Source organism: Sorangium sp. So ce128 (assembly GCF_051525245.1).
Classification (GTDB): Bacteria; Myxococcota_A; Polyangia; order Polyangiales; family Polyangiaceae; genus Sorangium; species Sorangium cellulosum_B.
The window spans coordinates 2,608,892-2,628,013 of record NZ_CP150313.1 but is presented as its reverse complement, the minus strand read 5'-3'; the positions used below and the strand labels follow the sequence as shown (position 1 = coordinate 2,628,013).

The 19,122-nt window shown below is 71.9% G+C and carries 13 protein-coding genes; 12 read left to right on the top strand and 1 reads right to left on the bottom strand.

What is annotated here, in order from left to right:
- Positions 1–164 precede the first annotated feature (164 nt).
- From WME82_RS10250 to WME82_RS10195, 12 genes are all read left to right on the top strand, one after another.
- A complete protein-coding gene (locus WME82_RS10250) occupies positions 165–1,889 on the top strand; it encodes a toll/interleukin-1 receptor domain-containing protein (protein ID WP_438042668.1) in 1,725 nt (574 codons plus the stop codon).
- A gap of 281 nt (positions 1,890–2,170) precedes the next feature.
- Positions 2,171–3,199, top strand: coding sequence for a hypothetical protein (locus WME82_RS10245; RefSeq protein ID WP_438042667.1), 1,029 nt, complete (start codon positions 2,171–2,173; stop codon positions 3,197–3,199).
- A 48-nt stretch (positions 3,200–3,247) separates the two neighbouring features.
- Positions 3,248–4,153, top strand: a complete 906-nt coding sequence (locus tag WME82_RS10240; protein WP_438042666.1) for an ATP-grasp domain-containing protein — start codon at positions 3,248–3,250, stop codon at positions 4,151–4,153.
- A 150-nt stretch (positions 4,154–4,303) separates the two neighbouring features.
- A complete protein-coding gene (locus WME82_RS10235) occupies positions 4,304–4,837 on the top strand; it encodes a 2'-5' RNA ligase family protein (protein WP_438042665.1) in 534 nt (177 codons plus the stop codon).
- A gap of 159 nt (positions 4,838–4,996) precedes the next feature.
- Entirely contained in the window at positions 4,997–6,679 is a 1,683-nt protein-coding gene (locus WME82_RS10230; protein WP_438042664.1) for a protein kinase domain-containing protein, read from the top strand.
- A gap of 73 nt (positions 6,680–6,752) precedes the next feature.
- Positions 6,753–7,820: a hypothetical protein gene (locus tag WME82_RS10225; RefSeq protein ID WP_438042663.1), complete on the top strand. Its 1,068-nt coding sequence runs from the start codon at positions 6,753–6,755 to the stop codon at positions 7,818–7,820.
- Positions 7,817–8,965 (top strand): hypothetical protein, encoded by a 1,149-nt coding sequence (locus tag WME82_RS10220; RefSeq protein ID WP_438042662.1) that lies wholly within the window; start codon positions 7,817–7,819, stop codon positions 8,963–8,965. Before WME82_RS10225 ends, WME82_RS10220 begins: the two co-directional genes overlap by 4 nt.
- 129 nt (positions 8,966–9,094) lie before the next feature.
- Positions 9,095–9,220 (top strand): hypothetical protein, encoded by a 126-nt coding sequence (locus WME82_RS10215; protein WP_438042661.1) that lies wholly within the window; start codon positions 9,095–9,097, stop codon positions 9,218–9,220.
- A 231-nt stretch (positions 9,221–9,451) separates the two neighbouring features.
- The gene (locus WME82_RS10210; protein WP_438042660.1) at positions 9,452–12,472 is read left to right on the top strand and encodes a carboxypeptidase regulatory-like domain-containing protein; all 3,021 of its coding nucleotides are present in this window, start codon (positions 9,452–9,454) and stop codon (positions 12,470–12,472) included.
- Between the two features lie 120 nt (positions 12,473–12,592).
- Entirely contained in the window at positions 12,593–13,513 is a 921-nt protein-coding gene (locus WME82_RS10205; protein WP_438042659.1) for a LysR family transcriptional regulator, read from the top strand.
- 154 nt (positions 13,514–13,667) lie between these two features.
- Positions 13,668–14,762 carry a 2Fe-2S iron-sulfur cluster-binding protein gene (locus tag WME82_RS10200; RefSeq protein WP_438042658.1) on the top strand — a complete coding sequence of 365 codons (1,095 nt, stop codon included), beginning with the start codon at positions 13,668–13,670 and terminating at the stop codon, positions 14,760–14,762.
- Between the two features lie 32 nt (positions 14,763–14,794).
- Positions 14,795–15,694: a sterol desaturase family protein gene (locus tag WME82_RS10195; RefSeq protein WP_438042657.1), complete on the top strand. Its 900-nt coding sequence runs from the start codon at positions 14,795–14,797 to the stop codon at positions 15,692–15,694.
- A 34-nt stretch (positions 15,695–15,728) separates the two neighbouring features.
- Here WME82_RS10195 and WME82_RS10190 read toward each other — a convergent pair whose 3' ends face one another.
- Entirely contained in the window at positions 15,729–19,091 is a 3,363-nt protein-coding gene (locus tag WME82_RS10190) for a hypothetical protein (RefSeq protein WP_438042656.1), read from the bottom strand.
- Between the last annotated feature and the right edge of the window lie 31 nt (positions 19,092–19,122).

Sequence of the window (19,122 nt, the reverse complement as noted above, 5' to 3'; positions counted from 1 at the left end):
AACTAGCGTTTTTGCGGCGAAGCGGCGCTCCGACTGGTCGCAAAACGCTGGTTAACAACCCCGCCCAAGAGGCAGCCCCAGGTGACTGGGGACTTCACGCCGGCGGAGGCACGACGACGACCCTGCGAGGACGGAGTGTGGAGGAGCGGCCCCGACCCGGGTTGATGTTGCCGCACGAGAACCTCGGGCCGGTGCCCTACAGCGACGCGTGTGAGTGGGTGCTCGCCGCCGCGGCGCTGACCTCACCGCTTCCTGCCGTCCAGCACGAGGTCCAGCTCGTCCGCGACCGGCCCGACGACCTCGCCGCGATCGCCTCCCGCCGCACCGCGGCGCAGCGCACGTTGGGCCGGCGGACGTCCACGTCCCGCCGTCCGCGCTCAACCTTGACGCCGCTCGTGGATCATGCTGGCGTCACCGTTCGCATGGCGCTCCTCGGTGATCGCACGGTGACGGAAGTACGCGGATCGGGTGACGGCGTGCTCGCCGAGATTGTCGAGGTTACGAGGCTCCCCCCGCGGCTGGTTCGCCTCCGCTTGGATAGTGCCCGCGGGAACGCCCAGCTTCGGAGCGTGTTCGTTAACGAGTGGCCCGATCTTGCTGGCGAGCTCGGCAAGCAGACGGTCGCCGCTGCGAGGACGGGAGAGTACGGCCACAACATCTCCCAGGTGACGACCCTCGATCCGCAAATGGTTGAATTTGTGTTGGATCAGGTCTCAGGCAAGATGCACATCCAGAATGCCTTCAACTTTGCGTGGCCCGGCAAGGTGGATCGTGAAGAACGCGAGGTAGTCCTGAGCGACATCCTCGGCAATCTCCGCGTCGCAACGGTCCGGCACTATGACCTGTTTGGTCAGGTCGCTAGGACGCTCGGAGTCGATGAGAGTGGGGTACGCCTTCGTCTCTCCCGCCATCGCGGTCACAAACTGCTCAAAAATATTTCTCTGGTCGATGTAGTGTCCGCACCTCCTTCTGACGAGCCGGACGTCGAGTCGTCGACGGCAGCGGAGGAGACCATGTTGTCGCAGCTCCCGAAGGATGGCTCCGCGATCGGCAACGGCAAGCTTCGCAATCACCTCGCCTGGGACGAGAGCAAGTACTACTCGGTCCGCGCGAAGTTGCTTGAGGGCGGCTTAATCTGGTTAGGAAAAGGACGCGGCGGCAGTGTCATGCTCGCCTCAGGCTGGACAGAGAGCCGCCGTAATGAGCTCATGGCGCTTGTCCCAGTGGATCGGCGGGAGATTTCGGATGCCACATTGATTCGCCAGCTTGGGTGGGAGGCCGAGTTCTACGACCAAATCAGAGATCAACTCATTGAGGAAGGATTGCTGAGGATCGCTAAAGCCCGTGGCGGTTCGGTCTTTCGTTCTGAGTTGCCTCCGCCGCCAGTACCGCCTGTAGGCGCACGTCCGCACAGTTCCGGTATGGGGCAGACCTCGCCAGCGAGCGTGTTCTTCTGCTACGCGCACCAGGACGAAGCACTGCGAGATGAGCTCGACGTTCATCTCGCTTCTCTTCGTCGCGAGAAACTCATATCGCAGTGGTATGATCGGCAAATTGCTCCGGGCACGGACTGGAGAGAAGCAATTGACGAGCGCCTCGACAGGTCGAACATTGTGCTCATTTTGGTAAGTCCGCATTTTGTCGCGTCGGACTATTGCTACGAGGTCGAAATGACTCGAGCTATGAACCGTTTCGGCAGAGGCGAGGTTTTGGTCATTCCGATTATTGTCCGGCCAACCGATTGGAACGCGGCGCCATTCGCGCGCCTTCAGGCCCTCCCCAAGGACGCGAAACCAATCACCAGCTGGCCTAACCGTGACGAGGCATGGCTGGACGTAGCGCGCGGTCTTCGAACCGCCATTTCAAAGCTCGTTCGGGACAACGGATGACCCCGGTGGGCGGTCGAACGAAAAAGCGTTTTCGTGGCGGCGCTCCGACCGGCGTTAAAATGCTGCTTGAGCAAACCCGACCGGATGGCAGCAACAGGTGACTGGGGATTTCACGCCGGCGGAGGCACGGCGGCACCCCTGCGAGGGCGGTGTGTGGAGGGGCGAACGACGCGGCTGCACGTCGCGACCACGCTGACGCCGCCCAATCTGCCGATGGATCCGACGGGCGCCCGCGGCGCCCGTGGCGCATCCGCCGACAATGGGCGGAAAGGCTCCTCTTCGTGTATCCTGCAGCGACCATGTGCTGCACCTTCTCCCCCGCGAGGCTCTCCAGCACCCTCCTCTATGCCGGCGATGCGCAGTGGAACGGCGCTTACGTCCACGTCCTCGCCTACCAGAACACGGCGTCGACCTCCGGCCCGAACGCCATGATCCTGCCGATCCCGGCCACGCGGATCGGCCCGCAGAACGCGGTCGACACGCGCCCGTTCCGCACCTTCCTCGAGGACATCCGCCAGGCGACGCGCCGGCCGATCCCGCCAAGCTACGGCCCGCCGCCGTTCGCCGCGCCGCCCGCCGCCCGGGCCGTGGTCTTCGACGTGGGCAGCTATGCGGTGGTGCTCGCCGAGTCGCCGCGCGCGGTGCTCTCCGTCCTCGGGCAGGTCCCGGAGCCCAAGCGGCCTGCGCTCAACGACCGCATGCTTCAGGCGTTCGAGGCCTACTACCCCGGCTGGCCGGTGGCGGTCTGTTGCTGGAACGGCAACCTCCAGCCCGAGCCGCTCCTGTGGTGGTACGAGCCCAGGTACCCGGAGTGGCTGTTCGCGCCCGCGCTCGACGCGCACGACGGCAACCCGCCCGATCTCCGGGCGACGGTCGAGGTCGATCACCACATCTCCTTTGGCTCGGCCCTGAAGCCCGACGGACAGCCGGTCCGCTACCGCGATGAGGCGGGGGCGCACCGGCCGCTCTTGCCCTCGAGCGTGCACGGCACGGAGCTGCGGTCCCGGATGAGCAACGGCGATTTCTGGGCGCGGCGCGACCAGCTCGGCGGGCCGGCGCTGCGTTGCGTGCCGGGCGACAGGGCGGGCGCGTCAATCGCGCTGAACGGCTGGGAGGGAGCTCCACCGCCCTGGCTACCGCCGGAGCCCATGGCGTCAAACTGGAATCCGCCGCCGCCCCGCCCGCCCATGCCGCCGCCTCCCGACGGAAAGAGGTACTGCTCGAGCTGTAACTTCCTGCCCGACGCCTCGGCGAAGCTCTGCACCATGTGCGGAGCGTGGATCGATGTCGAGGGAGCAGCCCAGAGCTGAGCTCGACGGCCACGGACGAGCGATCTGAAATCGGATAGAGTCTACGAGATGCTCCCAGCCCCGCTCGTCCTGTTTCCGAGCAACCCGCTGCACCCGACCACGCCGGACAGCGCCTTCGAGGAGGAAGCCCGGCATGCCGCCAGCGCAGGCTTCGACGTCGGCTTCATCGACCTCGAGGTGTTCCTCGGCGGCGACGTGAAGCTCCGCCGGGTGCCGGAAGGCCCGGGCGAGGTGATCTACCGCGGCTGGCTCCTGGGCCTCGATGCTTACCGATGCATGAGTGAGGTCGTCGCCGCGCGTGGCCGGCGGTTGATCACGGAGCCGGCGGCGTACCAGCACTGCTATCACCTGCCGGAGTGGTACGAGACGATCGGCGGCGCCGAGCACACAGCGCGGTCGATCTGGATCCCGGGCTCCACGTTCGACCTCGAAGCCGTCGTCGTTCACGTGCGAGAGGCGTTCGGATCGGGCGCCGTGATCCTCAAGGACTATGTGAAGTCCCGCAAGCACGAGTGGTTCGACGCGTGCTTCATCCCGGCGGCGGACGACGAGGCCAACGTGCGGCGCGTCGTGGGCAACTTCCTCCGCCTCCAGGACGACCACGTCGTCGGCGGGCTCGTCTTCCGCGAGTTCGTCGCGCTGCGACGCATCGGGCTGCACCCGAAGAGCAGGCTGCCGCTGGTGAACGAGCATCGCTTCTTCGTGCTCGACGGCCGGCCGTTCTACTCGGCACCGTACTGGGCCGACGGTGACTATCCGGGTGAGCCGCCGAGCGCCGACGTGCTCGCGCCCGTTCTCGGCCGCGTGCGCAGTCGTTTCTATGCGGCCGACGTCGCCGAGAAGGAAGGGGGCGGCTGGATGCTGGTGGAGCTGAACGATGGCGGGTCGGCGGGCATCCCCGAGGGCGGTGCCGCGGACGCGTTCTACCGGCACCTGCGCGCGGCGCTCGGCTGAGGAGCGTCTCATTGCTCGATCCGAACCATCCGCCGCGAACCGCCCCCCTGCGCACGCCCTGAGCGGGCCGTGAGCCGGAGGGGGCGCTCACGCGAGCTCCGGCGCGCGGCGGCTTGCCCGCGAGGCGCGGCGGCGCAAAGGGTGTCGGCCATGGCGCAAGAGACAGCGTTCGCCCTGTGGCTCATCCCCGGCGGAGCGCCGGCCGCGCGGCTCGAGGAGCTCATCGAGGCGCTCGCCCGGGAGACCGGAGGCACGGCGTTCGCGCCTCACCTCACCCTGCTCGGCGGGCTGCGCGGCGACGGCGGCGCGCTCGCCGCGAAGCTCGGCGGGCTGCGCGGCGACGGCGGCGCGCTCCGCCCCGTCGCGCTCGAGGCGCGCGGCCCCGCCACCGGCGGCACCCGCCACCAGTGCGTGTTCCTCGACGTGACGCCGTCCGAGCCGCTCGCGGCGCTGCGCCGCGCGGCCGAGGCGGCGCTCGGCGCGAACGAGGCCCCCTTTCGCCCGCACGTGAGCCTCGTGTACGGCGAGCTGCCGGACGCGCGCCGCCAGGAGCTCGCCGCGGATCCTCGGGTGCTTGCGCTCGCGCACGGGGTGTGGCGGGCCGACCGGCTCGAGCTGTGGGCCGTGGAGGGGCAGACCGAGCGCTGGCGCTGCGTCGCGGGCGTCGCGCTGGAACGCCGGTGAGATCTCGCCGGCGCGGGTGTCATGCCTGCCCACCACGCGCCCAGACGCACGGCTCCGCCGCAGCGGAAGCGTCGACGAGGTATTTCCGCCCTGCGCGCAGATCGCGGCGCGCCGAAGTATGTGATCTCGTGGATCTCGGCTAGCCTGGGGCCCATGGCGATGGCTCCCGTTGCTGTGGGCGACGTCCTCGCGGGCAAGTACCGCGTGGAGCAGATCGTTGGCGCCGGTGCGATGGGCACGATCGTCGCTGCGTGGCACCTGGAGCTCGATCAGCGCGTCGCGATGAAGTTCCTGCACTCGCTGCGGCCGGACGGCGGCGACCCGGCGGAGCGGTTCCGGCGCGAGGCGCGCGCGCTGGCCAGGATCAAGAGCGAGCACGTGGCGCGCGTCCTGGATGTCGGCTCGCTGGAGGGCGGGATGCCCTACATGGTGATGGAGTTCCTGGAGGGGAACGACCTCGCCCACGAGATCCGGGCGCGCGGTCCGCTGCCCGTGATGGAGGCCGTCGGGTACATGCTCCAGGCCCTCGACGCGATGGCCGAGGCGCACGCCACGGGGATCGTGCACCGCGATCTCAAGCCGGCCAACCTGTTCCTCTCGCTCCGGCCCGACGGCGACCGGGTCATCAAGGTCCTGGATTTCGGTATCTCGAAGTCGCTGCTCGGCATATCGCGCGACCAGGTGGCGCTGACCCAGACAGCGTCGCTCCTCGGGTCGCCGCTCTACATGTCTCCCGAGCAGGTGCGCTCCGCGAAGGATGTGGATACGCGCGCGGATATCTGGTCTCTCGGCGTCATTCTGTACGAGATGCTGACCGGGCGGACTCCGTACGACGGCGACTCCGTCGCTCAGCTCTTCCACGCGCTGCTCTACGAGAACGCTGCCCCGGTCGCCCAGCTGCGCCCCGACGTCCCGCGCGAGCTGGACGCCGTGGTGATGCACTGCCTCGCCAAGGAGCGCGAGCAGCGGTGGACGAACGTCGGCGATCTGGCGGCCGCGCTGCTCCCGTTCGGCCCCGCCACGGGCCACATGCACGTCGACCGGGCGCGCCGCATGCTCGGCAGCTCCTCGGACATCGCGCGGCCGTCGCTCCTCCAGACCGGCGTGCCGAGCGGGGGCGCTCAGGGCTTCGGATCGCGCCCGTCCATACCGCACGGGGGCGCGCCCTTCGCGCCGGGCTCGCCGTCTTCGCCGTCCTTCGCGCCGGCCTCGCCATCCTTCGCGCCGGCCTCGCCGTCCTTCGCGCCGGGCACGCCGTCCTTCGCGCCGGGCACGCCGTCCTTCGTGCCGGTCGCACCAACTGCGCCCAACGCGGAGACGGGGCCGACGGTCAGCTCGTGGAGCAACTCGGGCCATCCGGTGCGAACGGTCCGGCACGGGGCGCGCGTCGTCCTGGCGATCGCCGCCGGCGCCCTCCTGGCAGGGGCCTCGCTCGGCGCCTTGTTCTTCCTGCGCTCCGGGCTCGCCACCGACCAGGAACAGCCCCCCGCAGCCGCGGCGACGCCCACCGCCGAGGCCACGACGGCGCCCACCTCCGAGGCCACGGCTGCCCCCACCTCCGAGGCCATGGCGAAGGGCGACGCGCACGAGGCGCCCGGCACGACCGGCGCCGCGCCCGAGGTGGCCGGCGGTTCGCCAGCCCCGACCGCGCCGGCGGCCTCTGCCAGCGCGCCCGCGCCGGCGGCGGCGTCCTCCGGCCCGGCGGCGCCGCTCGCCGCGCAGCCGGGCGCGCCTCGGGCGACCGCCACGGCCCGGCCCGTCGAGCGCGCGCAGCCCGACGCGGGGGCGCGCCCGGAGCCGACGCGGGGCAATTCGATCAGCGACTTCGGCGGGCGGCGCTGAGCGTGGCGCTCGCGTCGATCCGGCGACGGCCCCCGGGGCCGCCGTGGCCAGCTTGGAGGAGAACACGGGACGTATGAGGCGTACGAAACGTCGTCAGCGAAGCATCGCACACTGCGTCGGCCTGGGTCTGTGCGCGGCGTTGATCTCCGGGGGGCTCCCCGCGCGGGCGGAGCCGAGCGCCGCCGACAAGGCGACGGCGGAGGCGCTCTTCGACGCGGCGCTCGACCTGATGAAGCAGGGGCGCAGCACGGAGGCGTGCCCGAGGCTGGAGCAGAGCCAGCGCATCGATCCGGGCATCGGCACGCTCCTCTACCTGGCCGAGTGTTACGAGAACACCGGCCGCACGGCGAGCGCCTGGGCCACGTTCCGGCAGGCCGGGTCGGAGTCGCAGGCCGCGGGGCAGGCCGACCGCGCCCGCAAGGCGCAGGCGAGGGCGGCCCGGCTGGAGCCGGGCCTGTCGAAGCTGAGCATCGGCGTCGCGGCGGAGAACCTCGCGATCGAGGGCTTCAAGGTGCGCTCCGCCGGAAAGGCGCTCGATCCTGCGGTCTTCGGCGTCGCGATCCCCGTGGATCCGGGCGAGATCGCGATCGAGGCGAGCGCCCCGGGCCACGAGACCTGGACGGCGACCGTGAAGCTCGGGGGCGACAAGAAGGGCCCCGCGAGCGTCGATGTCCCGGCGCTCAAGCGGCTCGAGGGGCCGCCGCCTGCGCCCCGCGATGCGCCGCCTCCCGAGGCGGCGGGCCCTGCGCCGGCGCGCGGCGCCCCTGCGCCGGCGCCGGCGCCCGCGGCGTCCGGGGGCAACACGGCGCGCTTGATTGGCCTCGTCGTGGGCGGCGCGGGCGTCGTGGGGCTCGGCGTCGGGACGTTCTTCGGCGTGAAGGCCATCTCGAAGAACAGCGATGCGGAGGGCTACTGCAAGGGCGGCAGCACGTGTGAGGACGAGCGCGGCGTCACGCTGACCGAGGAGGCCAAGAGCGCCGCCACCGTGTCGAACGTCGCGTTCGGGCTCGGGGCGGCGGCGGCGATCGGCGGCGCCGTCCTCGTGTTCGTCGTCGCGCCGAGGCAGGCCCCGCCCGTCCAGGTGGGGGCGTTCGTGGACGCGCGCAACGTCGGGTTGCGCGTGGGAGGTACGTTCGAATGAGACGCATGACAGGGCTCCTGTCGCTCGCCCTGCTCGCCCCGCTCTCGAGCCTCGCGTGGCTCGGCTGCCAGGCCATCGCCGGCATCGAGGACCGCACCTTCGACCCGGGCAGCACGGAGACCGGGGGCGGGCAGGCGCCCGTGAGCGAGCAATGCGCGTCGTACTGCGCCGACGTGATGGCGAACTGCACGGGAGAGCACCAGGTCTATGCCACGCTGGCGACGTGCCAGGGCGTGTGCGCGCTGCTCCCGGCTGGCGATCCCCTGGAGCCCGTGGACAACACGGTCGCCTGCCGCGCCCGCCAGGCGGAGCTGGCGGGCGCCACCGGCGAGGTCGGGGTGCACTGCCCGGCGGCGGGCCCGGGCGGCGGCGGCGAGTGCGGGAGCAACTGCGAGAGCTACTGCGCGCTGCGGGCCGCGGCGTGCACGCTCGAGGTCGCCACCGAGGAGGAGTGCGTCGCCATGTGCGCGGGGCTCAAGGACGTGGACAAGTTCGACGTCATCGAGAACCACGACGGCGACACGCTGCAGTGCCGCCTCGTGCACGTGAGCTCCGCGACGGTGGACCCCGAGGAGCACTGCCCGCACGCGAGCCTGACGCCGGTGCAGCCCTGCGGCGATCCGGAAGGGACCGAGCCGAGCTGCGAGGACTTCTGCCAGGTGGTCATGACGTCGTGCACGGGCGATCTGGCCGTGTACGAGTCGAGAGCGCAATGCCTCTCGGTCTGCGCGGCGCTCCCTCCCGGCGCGACGGAGGACCGGACCGAGAACACCGTGGGCTGCCGCAAGTACCACGCTTACAGCGCGATGCTGGCGCCGACCACCCACTGCCCGCACGCGGGGCCGGGCGGAGACGGCCATTGCGGGGTCGAGGAGCCGGGCTCGGGCACGACGGGCAACTGCGTGTCGTACTGCACGCTGTTCGAGGCGGCCTGCAAGGAGGCCCTCGGCGAGGCGTACGATGGCTGGGGCGCGGCGTGCCAGGACGAGTGCAGCACGATGACGGGAGCCGCCCATGATTCCCACTACTCCGTGGCGAGCGCCGAGGGCGGCGACACGGTCTCTTGCCGGCTGCTCCACGTGAGCCGCGCGTTCGAGAACCCGGACGAGTGCCTCGCGCTGGCCGACGGGACCGCCTGTCAGTGATGGGGGCGCGGTCGCTCCCCGCATTCGGGAGGAGTGTCGGCGGTTCAGGGGCATAGGCGTTAACTAAGCTCGTTCGTCTCGCTCAGGGCACGAAGCCCGCCCCTCTCCTTCCCACCATCGATCACCAACGTGAACGTAAACGTAAACGTGAACGTTTACGTGGTCGTAGTCGTGGTCGTGGTCGTGGTCGTTCACGGCCTATCGTTGACGACCACGACCACGACCACGACCACGACCACGACTACGACCACGTAAACGTTCGGATGTAGGAGAACGCGGCGCGGCTTGGTTAACGCCGATGGGGGTCCCGGGGCGGGTCGAGGCGCTCGATTCGCCCTCGATGAGGCGACAGGGCAAGCCCCCGCGCCCCGCCGTGGGAACGCGCCGTCATCCTGCTCCCCAGGACGAGCCCCCGCCGCGCGTGCGCGCGATGGATTAGTGATCCCTGCGGCAGGGGGCCATGCACGAAGGAGGGGCTGTCAGGCCATGAAGAGAGCGGAAGCGAGACGGTGGCTTATCCTTGTCGTGCTCGGGCTGGCGGCGGCGGGGATCCTGGGCCTCTTGTTGTGGCTCCGCGCCGGAGGGGCGCCGGCGGACGGCCCCGCGCCTCCGGCGAGCGCCGCCTCGACGCGGGGAGCGCGGCGCCTCCGCGCGAGGGACGCGCCGCCCCCGACGCTCGGGAGCATCGCGGGGCGGGTCGCCAATGCGGCCGGCTCGCCCGTCGCCGGAGCGCTTGTGTGCGCCAGCGCGAGCGGCGGAGCGAGCGGCCTGACGCCGTTCGATCTGGGCGAGCCGACGTGCGCGCCCGCAGGAGAGGACGGCCGCTACCAGATCGCGGATCTCTCCCCCGCGCGCTGGACGATCTTCGCCTCGGCGCCGGGCCACCGCCCGGCGAGCTACACCTCCCCTGCCCCGGACCGCGCCCGCTGGCTCGATCTCCGCCAGGGAGAGGCGCGCACCGGCGTCGATCTGACGCTCGTCCGCGGCGGCGTCGAGGTCCGGGGCCACGTCAAGGACGTCAGCGGCGGGCCCATCGCCGGGGCGCTCGTCATGATTCATGGCTTCCTGGGGTCGCACCAGGGCGCCGCGGTGACCCGCTCCGACGCAGAGGGCTCCTTCTCCGCGTGGACCGAGGAGGGATACTGCCTGGCGCGCGCCACCGCTGACGGGTACGCCGAGGGGTCGCAGCACGGCATGGCGCCGGGGCCGCCGCTCGAGATCTTGATGACGCCCGGCTCGGTGATCGAGGGGCGGGTCGTCGAGGCGGGCTCGGGCGCGCCGATCGCCGGCGCGACGATCCGTCCCGGGATGGCGCAGAGGTGGGGCCCCGGGGAGGTGAAACCCGTGTCGAGCGATGCGGAGGGGCGCTTCCGCATCCCGGGCCTGCCGCCCGGGCGGTACAAGCCCACGGCGCGCGCCGCGGGCGGCTATGGCCAGGCGCGCGCGAGCGTGGTGCTCGGGATCGGCCAGACCGCGAGCGAGGTGGTGATCGAGATGCACCCCGCCAGCAGCGTGGCCGGCCGCGTGGAGGTCGCGCCCGGGGGCGGGCCCTGCGCGAGCGGCTCCGTCACCCTGTTTCACGAAGGGAGCGGCTGGCTCCCGACGGTCCTCGGGGCCGACGGTTCGGCGCGCTTCGAGGGGGTGCTGCCCGGCTCGTACCAGGTGATGGTGCTCTGCCAGGATCACGCGTCGGAGCCGGCCTACCCCGCCGTGGAGGTCGGCGAGGCGGACGTCGAGGGACTCGTGTGGACCGTCCGCGCCGGGCTGTCGCTCCGCGGCCGGGTGGTGGACCGCGAGGACAAGCCTGTGCGCGCCATGGTCCACGCGAGCCCGACCGACATGGGGGGAATGCAGCCGATGCAGCCCGGCCCCGTCGGGCAGAGCGATGACGACGGCCGCTTCGTGCTCCGGGGGCTCCTCCCTGGCAAGCACAGGGTCATGGCGCACTCGAACGATCACATTCCGCCCGAACCGGTGATGGTCGAGCTCGTCGATGAGCGCGCTCCCGAGATCACCCTCGTGATGGATGGCGGGGGCAGCGTCGAGGGCACCGTGACCGACGAGGACCGCCGCCCCGTTGCAGGCGCGGACGTCATGCTGAGCGCGCAGCAGCCCGGGTGGGGCGGCCCTCCGAGAAAGTCCCTCGCGGACGGGACATTCGTGATCAAGGGGGTCGCGCCGGGCGCGTACCGGATCTGGGCCATGCAGGGGGGTATGCCCATGAGGGCGCCTGGTCAGGCCGGCGGCGACGACCCCGGGGTCGCGGTCACCGTGAAGTCAGGGGCGGCCGCGCGCGTGAGCCTTGTCGTGGAGCGCCAGAACGGCGAGATCCACGGGCGCGTCGTCGACGGGAGCAGCAGGCCGGTGGCGGACGCGTTCGTCAATGTCCAGCGGGAGCCCGAGGGCGCGGGCGAGCCGGGCGCCCCGGCCCCTCCGCCCCCGCCGCCGGAGAGCATGGGGCCCCACGCGCCGGTGCTCACCGATCCCGACGGGGAGTTCGTGATCGGGAACCTGGGCCGGGGCACGTACACGGTCCAGGCGCAGCGCCGCGGAGGGGGCCGCGCCGCCGTCGAGCACGTCGAGATCGGCGGCACCGTGACGCTCACGATCCAGGAGACAGGCACCGTCTCCGGCGCCGTCTCCAGCCCCGGCGGCGCGCCGCCCGATCAGTTCACGATCCGCGTCACGGGCCGCGAAGCGCCGTTCTTCCGGAACGAGTCCTTCGCGTTCACGGACGGGGCCTGGACGATGAGCGACCTGCCGGCGGGCGAGTACGAACTCGCAGCCGACGCCCCGGAGGGGACGGCCACGGGGGAGGTGACGCTCGCGCAGGGGGAGCAGCGGAGCGGGGTGGTGCTCACGCTCGCCGGGCGCGTCGCCCTCCGGGGTCAGGTGGTGTCCCTGGAGGACGGCGCGCCCATGGCCGGGGTGACCGTGCACGCGTACCCGCGCGCCGGCGGAATGGCGCCCTCGCCGGTGCAGCAGCACGAGGTCACGGACGGAGCGGGTCATTTTCACCTCGACCGCGTGCCCAGAGGTCCCCTCGTGCTCATGCTCATGCCCGCGGATCCGATGAGCTCGGCGTTCGACGCGGCGATGATCCCGGTCGATGTGCAGCCGGGCGCGGAGACCGACGTCGGGCGGTTGTTCATGGCGAAGCGCCGGGTGAGGCAGGACGAGCCTCCCGGCGATCTCGGGTTCACGGTCGAGCCGCCCCAGTCGCCGATGGATGTGGCCATGCGGCCGCACAAGGTGGTCGAGGTGCGCCGCGACGGTCCGGCCGCGGCGGCGGGCCTGCAGGTGGGAGACGTGATCGTCGCGGTGGACGGCCACGATGTCACCGGCAAGCTGGGGTATCTGGTCGGGTCCCTGCTCCGCGTGCCCGCAGGGACCCGGGTGACCCTCGGTCTCTCGCGCGGGGCGCGCGTGGCCCTGGTGGCCGCGGCGATGCCGCCGCCCCCGGGCGTCGGGCAGGGCGGCATCGAGGCCGCGCCCGGGCCACCGTAGGCGCCGGCCGCCACCTCCCGGTGCCCATGAGGTCTCGGGGATCTCCTCCATGGACCGTACGCGCACGCCGCTCGGGCCCCCAGCGGCGGGTGCCTCTCGGGGCAGCGCTACCCTCCCCGCATGAACGCACCGCCGCTGCCTCGCCTGCGCGCCGTGGACCTGAACCTGCTCACCGTGCTGGACGCCGTGCTCACCGAGCGCAACGTGACGCGGGCGGCCGAGCGCCTCGGCATGACCCAGCCGGCCGTGAGCAGCGCGCTGAACCGGCTGCGCCTGCTGTTCAACGACGATCTCATCGTGCGCCGCGGCAAGGAGATGGCCCCGACGCCGCGCGCCCTCGCGCTCGTCGGCCCGATCCGCAAGGCGCTCGACCTGATCCAGGCATCACTCGCCCACACGGGCGCCTTCGATTGCACGGCGAGCCGTACCTTCAGGCTGGGGATCAGCGACATCGGGGAGGCCCTCCTCTTGCCTCGTTTTCTGCAGTGGCTCGAGCAGCTCGGCGCCCGCGTCCGGCTCGATTTCTGTCGCGAGCCCGGGACCTCCCTGCAAAACGAGATGCGGCTCGGCAAGATCGAGCTCGTCCTGGATCACATCGCCATCCCGGGCGAGGAGTTCCGGCGAACGCGCGTGCTCGACCTCGAGTTCGTCGCGCTGGTGCGCCAGGATCATCCGACCGTGGGACCCTCGCTGACCCTCGACGAGTACATGGCGCTCGAGCACGTGATCATCGAGCCGCGCGAGGGCCAGACCAACCTGGCAGAGCAAATTCAGGCCGTCGTTGGGCGATCGCGGCGCGTGCGGGTGCAGGTCCCGCGCTATCTCTCGATGCCGTTCATCGTCTCGCAGTCGAACCTCGTCTGCACGGTGCCGCTCCCCCTGGCGCGGCTGTTCGAGCAGCACTTCCCCGTGCGGGTGGTGAGCTGTCCGCTCCCCATCCAGCCGATCCCGCTGTTCATGATGTGGCATGCCTGTCAGGACGGCGACCCGGCCCACGAGTGGCTCCGGCGATCCCTCATCGAGCTCTGCAGTCGCATCTGAGACGTCCCATGCGGGCGGGCTCGGCCCGAAAAGAGGCGGGCGGCCATGGATTCGGAGGAATATTCACGCCAGCAATCTGCCTCATACCATTTCCTGATTGGGCTTTTCGGGGGCCGCCTCCATGAAGCCACGTGCAACAGGGAGCCATGACATCGTGAAAGCCATCTCATTCGGCGGCCGGACGAGGAGTCGAGCCGGGACCCTCCAACTCCTGGGCAGCGATCGCGCGGTCCGTATCGAGGCCGGAGAAACGCTGCTCAGCGCAGCCGTGCGCGGGAACATCCCGTTTCCACACATGTGCAGCGTGGGCGAGTGCGGCACGTGCAAGTGCCGCCTCATCAAGGGGCATATCCGCCTCAAGAGCGATATCTCGCGCCACGTCGCGCCCGAGGAGATCTCTGCCGGCTTCGTCCTCGCCTGCCAGAGCCTCGCCGTGTCGGAGGAGGTGGCGATCGAGATCCCGGGAATGGGCAGCGGGCGCTCGACGGATCGAGCGCCGGTGCAGATCGACGCGAGCGTCGCGCGCGTGACGCGGCTCGCGCCCAGCGTCCTCGCGCTCGAGGTCGACCTCGCCGCGGACGTCCGCTACGTGGCCGGGCAGTATGCGCAGCTCACGGTTCCCGGCGCCCCGGGGCTCGGCGAGCCGCGCTGTTACTCGTTCGCCGAGGCGCCGGATCGGGCCTCGCCGCGCAGGGCGCTCTTTCATATCCGCCACGTGCCGGGCGGCGCCTTCACCGGTTGGCTCTTCGGGGCCGATCGCACGGGCGCGCGCCTCTGCTTCTCGGGGCCCCACGGCAGCTTCCGCTATCACGAGGCCGATCGGCCGCTCCTCTGCGTGGCAGGAGGCACGGGGCTCTCTCCGATCAAGGCGATCCTGGAGCAGGGGCTCTCGGATGGGCTCGCCCGCGACGTGACGCTGGTCGTCGGCGCGCGCGCCCGGCAGGATCTCTATGCGCTCGACGCCATCGCCTCGATCAAGGAGCGATGGCGAGGTCGATTCGTCTTCATGCCCGTGCTCTCGCACGAGCCCGAAGGCTCGAGCTGGACAGGGCGGAAGGGGCACGTCACCGACCACCTCCGTGAGGTCGCCGCGAGCCACGCCGATTGCGCGGCCTACGTGTGCGGGCCGCCCGGGATGATCGACGCCGTGCTCGACGTGCTGCGCGGCGAGATCCCGCCGATGCACTTGCATCACGACAGATTCCTGGACCGCGGCTCGGTGGCTCGCGCCGCCGCTGCGGTTGCCTGAGCCAGGCCACGACGCTCGAAAGGAGAGCCCTCATGCTCCACAGCACGGTGTTCGTCCTCGTCTTCCTCGCGCTCTTTGCCGCCCTCGAGCTCGCGCTCGGCCTGTATCGCCGCACAGGCGTGCTCACCATGCGGGAGCTCGGCGCGAGCCTCGTGTCCGTCGGCGTCTACCTCGTGATCCGCGGCGCGTCCTTCGTCGCCGTGACCTGGGCGCTCGGGGCGCTCTGGCCCGGCTCCGAGGGCGCGCTTGCCGGCGTGAGCTCCTGGCTGGTGTTCCCGATCTACGTGCTCCTCGATGAGTACGGGATCTACTGGGTACACCGCAAGAGCCATGAGTGGCCCTGGCTCTGGCGGATCCACAAGCCGCACCACGTGCCGCGCAACATGAACATCGCGGTCACGTACCGGGAAAACTGGAGTTGGGATGTCCTGTTGCCGGGCATGTGGATGGCCCCGCTCGTCGTCTGGCTCGGCCACCCTGGCGTCTATGTCGTGGCATTGGCCTTCAGGACGATGATCGTGCTGGTGGAGCACAGCGATCTCCGCTGGGACCTGCACCTCCAGCAGGGCCGCTTCACGCGCCCTGCCATGCGGGTCCTCGAGCGCATCGTCTCGCTGCCCGACACGCACCATGTGCACCACGGGGTGGGCCGCTTCGGCAATGCCACGAAGAACTATGGCGCCGCCCTCATTTGCTTCGATTGGATCCATGGCACGCTCATGATCCCGCACGCGCGCCAGGAGGGCTTCGGGCTCCCCGAGGGCGCACCGGTCGAGCCCTGGGCCGAGCAGCTCTTCTGGCCGTTCGTGCGCTCGACGAAGAAGAAGTCGGCTCGTCGGCGGCCGATCGAACCGACGCAACCGACGGCCGATCTCGCCATGGCAGAGGCGGTGATTTACACCGCCGATGGCTGCGCTGTCGTCGTGAGGTGAGCCCTGCCAGACGGCGCGCCCGCCGCCCTCCGCCTCACGGCGGCATGACGAACGACGCCGGCCCCGCCACGGCGGGGGACGGGTCCTTCCGGTAGCGCTCTGCCAGCAGCTCGCGCCGGTCCGCCGTCCAGCCGTTCTTCGGCGACGCCGCCTGCACGAGCGCCTCCAGCGCGAGCCGGCGCAGCCGCGGATCGGCGCTCCCCCGGAGCTCCTGCTCGAGCTGCGACGGGTGGACGCAGCCGTGCACCGCCGACATGGCCGCGACCATCGCGTCGTGGTGCAGGAGGTCCCGCCGGCCGAGCTCGGCGAGCGCCTGTCCGAGCGCCTTCCAGGGAAGGAGGCGCGCCGCGAGCCCCAGGTACTGGGGCACGGCCAGGGCGTCCGCCTTGAGCGCGGCGAGCAGCCCCTCCCCGACGGCGACGTGGTGCTTCGCGGCGTACGAGCCGAGCCGCGCCGAGAGCACGGGCAGGAACGCCACGAGGTGCCGGCGCCTCGGCGAGAGCTCCGCGAGCCGCTGGACGACGGTCGCGACCTCCCCGTGCTGCATCCTGGCGAGCGCCGCGGACAGCGCCTCCGCCGCCTCCTCGGGCGCGGGCGCGGCCATGTGCTCGATCAGCCGGAGGAAGAGCGAGCGCGCCTCGTCCCGGAGCGGCAGGTGCGCGGTGCGCCGGAGCAGGTCGAGCCGCGCCTCCGGCTCCGCCCGCCCGAGGATCGCGGCGAGCAGGTCCACCACGCGCCGCTCGGCCTCGGTCGACAGCCTGCCGAGCGGGATGTCCGCGAGCTTCGAGGCCACGATCCAGTCGGGATCCCGCGCGGCGCGGCCGAAGACGTCCCAGGTCTCGGGCTTGTCCAGGTGGTCCCAGAGCGCCCGGAGCAGCGCGATCCGCACGTCGCGGTGGGTCTTCGGGGCGTCCAGCCGGAGCAGGTCGCGGTAGGCGTCGTCGCCGCCCAGCTCGCCGAGCAGGCGCACGACCTCCTTGGCCACGGTCACCTTCGTGGTCGGCACCGCCCGGAGCTCGGCGAGCACCCGCTCCCGGGACATCTCCGCGAACGCCTTCCGGAGCGCGTAGATCGCCCAGCGCGCGCGATCGTCGCCCAGGCACTCGATCAGGACGGGGACGCCCTGGCCGGCGTCGAGCCACGGCAGGCCGCGGATGGCGATCTCGCGAAGGGGCGGCCTCGGATCCGAGGCGAACGGGGTGATCGCCGACGCGTCGACGTACGCGAGCCGGACCAGCGTGGAGAGCGCGAACCGCAGCGTGGGGACGTCGCTGGTCTCGTCGCCGAGCACCGCGCGGAGGCCGGCGGCGTACTTTTCCTGCTGCCTCGCCGTCCAGCGGCCGTGGCCCCCGCCGAAATCGAGCACCCAGCGCGTCTTGCCCGTCGCGAACCTGCCGGTCATGGGCTGCCCACGGTCCAGCAGGGGGTCCAGGAGATCCTGGCGCTTCTGGCTCACGTGCCGGGCGACGGCGCCGATCAGCACGAAGCTCCTGTCCTCGCGCAGCAGCGCGGGCACGAGCCGCGCGAACCGCGGCCTGTCGTGGGCGCGCAGCAGACCGAGCGCGCCCGCCGCGACGCCGACGAACGGGAGCTCGCGGGACAGCCGCTCGAGCGCCTCGAGCAGCGGCGTGACCACCTTGAGGCGGATGCCGAGGCTCTGCGCGAGCGAGAGCACCGCCCCTGCCCGCTCACCCGTGCACCACGCGCCCGCGAGCTGCGCGAGCGCCGGGCTGAGCCGCTCGGCCTCCGCGCGGGTCAGCCCCTCCCCTAGCCCCGCGGTCGAGACCGAGCCGCGCACCGCGAGGATCTTCGCGATCCAGCGCGCCCCCCACGCCCCGTCGATGCGGAACAGGCGGACCACGAGCCGCTCCACGGCCGAGGCCGTGGCGTGGGACAGATCCGCGGCGTCGAGCGCGTCCTGCGCCACGGCGCCCACGGCCTCCAGGTGCTCCTGCGCGAACCGACCGATGGGCAGCGCGGCGAGGGCGCCGATCATCGCCCGCCGCACCGGATCCTGCTCGAACTTGCGGGCGCGCACGTTCGCGAGCGCGTCCGCGAGCGCGCCCCGGTCGTGCACGACGCTCGCGAGGAGCAGCGCCTGCGCCTTCGCCCGCTCGTCGCCCTCCGGGTGCCCGAGGAGCGGCGCGAGCACCTCCCTGGCCTCGGCGAAGGACAGCAGGCGCGCGTAGCTCATCCGCCGCTCCGGCTTCGAGACGAGCGACGGGCAGCTCGAGAGGTGCCGCCTCGCCTCGCGCTCGCGCAGGTCGCGGGGCAGCGCGTCGAGCACCTCGGGCGCGATCGAGCCGTCGGCGGCCTGCGCCGCGCAGGACCAGCGCTCGAAGGCCCGCTCCCGGATCGCCTGCTCCTCGGCCGAATCGGCCTTCACGTAGCGGAACAGGAAGGCGCCGAAGCCCCCGCGCCCTCCGAGCAGGAAGGCCCGGAGGACGGCCTTCTGGTCATCGTGGCCGAGCCGCAGGAACCACCGCGGGCCCTGCTTGCCGTCGCTCAGCGCGCCCCAGGCGTGGCGGATGAGGTAATCGAGGCGCTCGGCGCCGAGGGCGGGCGCGCCTTTGTCGAAGCGCACCACCGCGAAGGCGCCGGGCGGCCGCGCGGGTCGCCCGCTCTCGTGGCGCGCCTTGAGGAGGTCGAACGTGGCGGCCGGGCGCGATCGGGCCAGGAGGTGCAGGGAGCCGGCGAGGAACGAGGGCTCTTCGCCGCGCTCGAAGAGGGCCTGGATCAGCGGCAGCGCCGCGTCGGGCGCGCGCCGGGCGAGCGGGATGAGCAGCGGCGCGAGGCGGTAGCGCAGGCGAACGTCGAGGGACGGGGAGCGGGCGATCGCCTCCCCGAACCAGCGCGCCGCGGCCGCGGGGTGCCTCACGCCGAGCCGATCGAGGCAGCTCGGGCCGCCCGCCTCGTCGATGGCGCGCCGGTGCGCCGACACGAGCGCCTCGGAGCCGAACGGGAGCAGATCCACGATCAGGGGGTCGCGCCCCGCCTGCATGCGCGCGCCGAGGAAGGCGTCCACGGCGGCCTGGCGCTTGCGCCGCGCGAGCTGGGCGACGGTGCGCCGGAGGGTGCGCCGCTCGAGGAGGGCGCCGAGCGCCGCGAGCGCCTGCGTGTCGTCGCAGAAGCGGGCGACCATGCGGCACGCCCGCCGCCGCACGGTGCGGGACGGGTCGGAGACGGCCGCCACGACGCGCGCGCCGTCGCCCGAGCCGTAGACGCTCATGAGCGCGAGGAGGCGCTCGTAGGGCTGAGCGCTGCTCCTGAGCGCGCCGAGGAGCGCGCTTGCTCCGGCGTCGCCGCGCGCGGCGGCGCGGCCCAGCTCCACCACGCGGCGGACACGGTCGTAATGGGTCAGCGGCTCGATGTCGGCGAGGAAGGAAGCGGCGTCCATGGAGGGCGATCATAGCGCCCCGGGGCCGGAG

What these genes read in the sequence shown, in the direction of transcription:
- WME82_RS10250 (WP_438042668.1), top strand. Translation starts at nt 165, where the DNA reads ATGTTGCCGCACGAGAACCTCGGGCCGGTGCCCTACAGCGACGCGTGT.
- WME82_RS10240 (WP_438042666.1), top strand. Translation starts at nt 3,248, where the DNA reads ATGCTCCCAGCCCCGCTCGTCCTGTTTCCGAGCAACCCGCTGCACCCG.
- WME82_RS10235 (WP_438042665.1), top strand. Translation starts at nt 4,304, where the DNA reads ATGGCGCAAGAGACAGCGTTCGCCCTGTGGCTCATCCCCGGCGGAGCG.
- WME82_RS10230 (WP_438042664.1), top strand. Translation starts at nt 4,997, where the DNA reads ATGGCTCCCGTTGCTGTGGGCGACGTCCTCGCGGGCAAGTACCGCGTG.
- WME82_RS10225 (WP_438042663.1), top strand. Translation starts at nt 6,753, where the DNA reads ATGAGGCGTACGAAACGTCGTCAGCGAAGCATCGCACACTGCGTCGGC.
- WME82_RS10220 (WP_438042662.1), top strand. Translation starts at nt 7,817, where the DNA reads ATGAGACGCATGACAGGGCTCCTGTCGCTCGCCCTGCTCGCCCCGCTC.
- WME82_RS10210 (WP_438042660.1), top strand. Translation starts at nt 9,452, where the DNA reads ATGAAGAGAGCGGAAGCGAGACGGTGGCTTATCCTTGTCGTGCTCGGG.
- WME82_RS10205 (WP_438042659.1), top strand. Translation starts at nt 12,593, where the DNA reads ATGAACGCACCGCCGCTGCCTCGCCTGCGCGCCGTGGACCTGAACCTG.
- WME82_RS10195 (WP_438042657.1), top strand. Translation starts at nt 14,795, where the DNA reads ATGCTCCACAGCACGGTGTTCGTCCTCGTCTTCCTCGCGCTCTTTGCC.
- WME82_RS10190 (WP_438042656.1), bottom strand. Translation starts at nt 19,091, where the DNA reads ATGGACGCCGCTTCCTTCCTCGCCGACATCGAGCCGCTGACCCATTAC.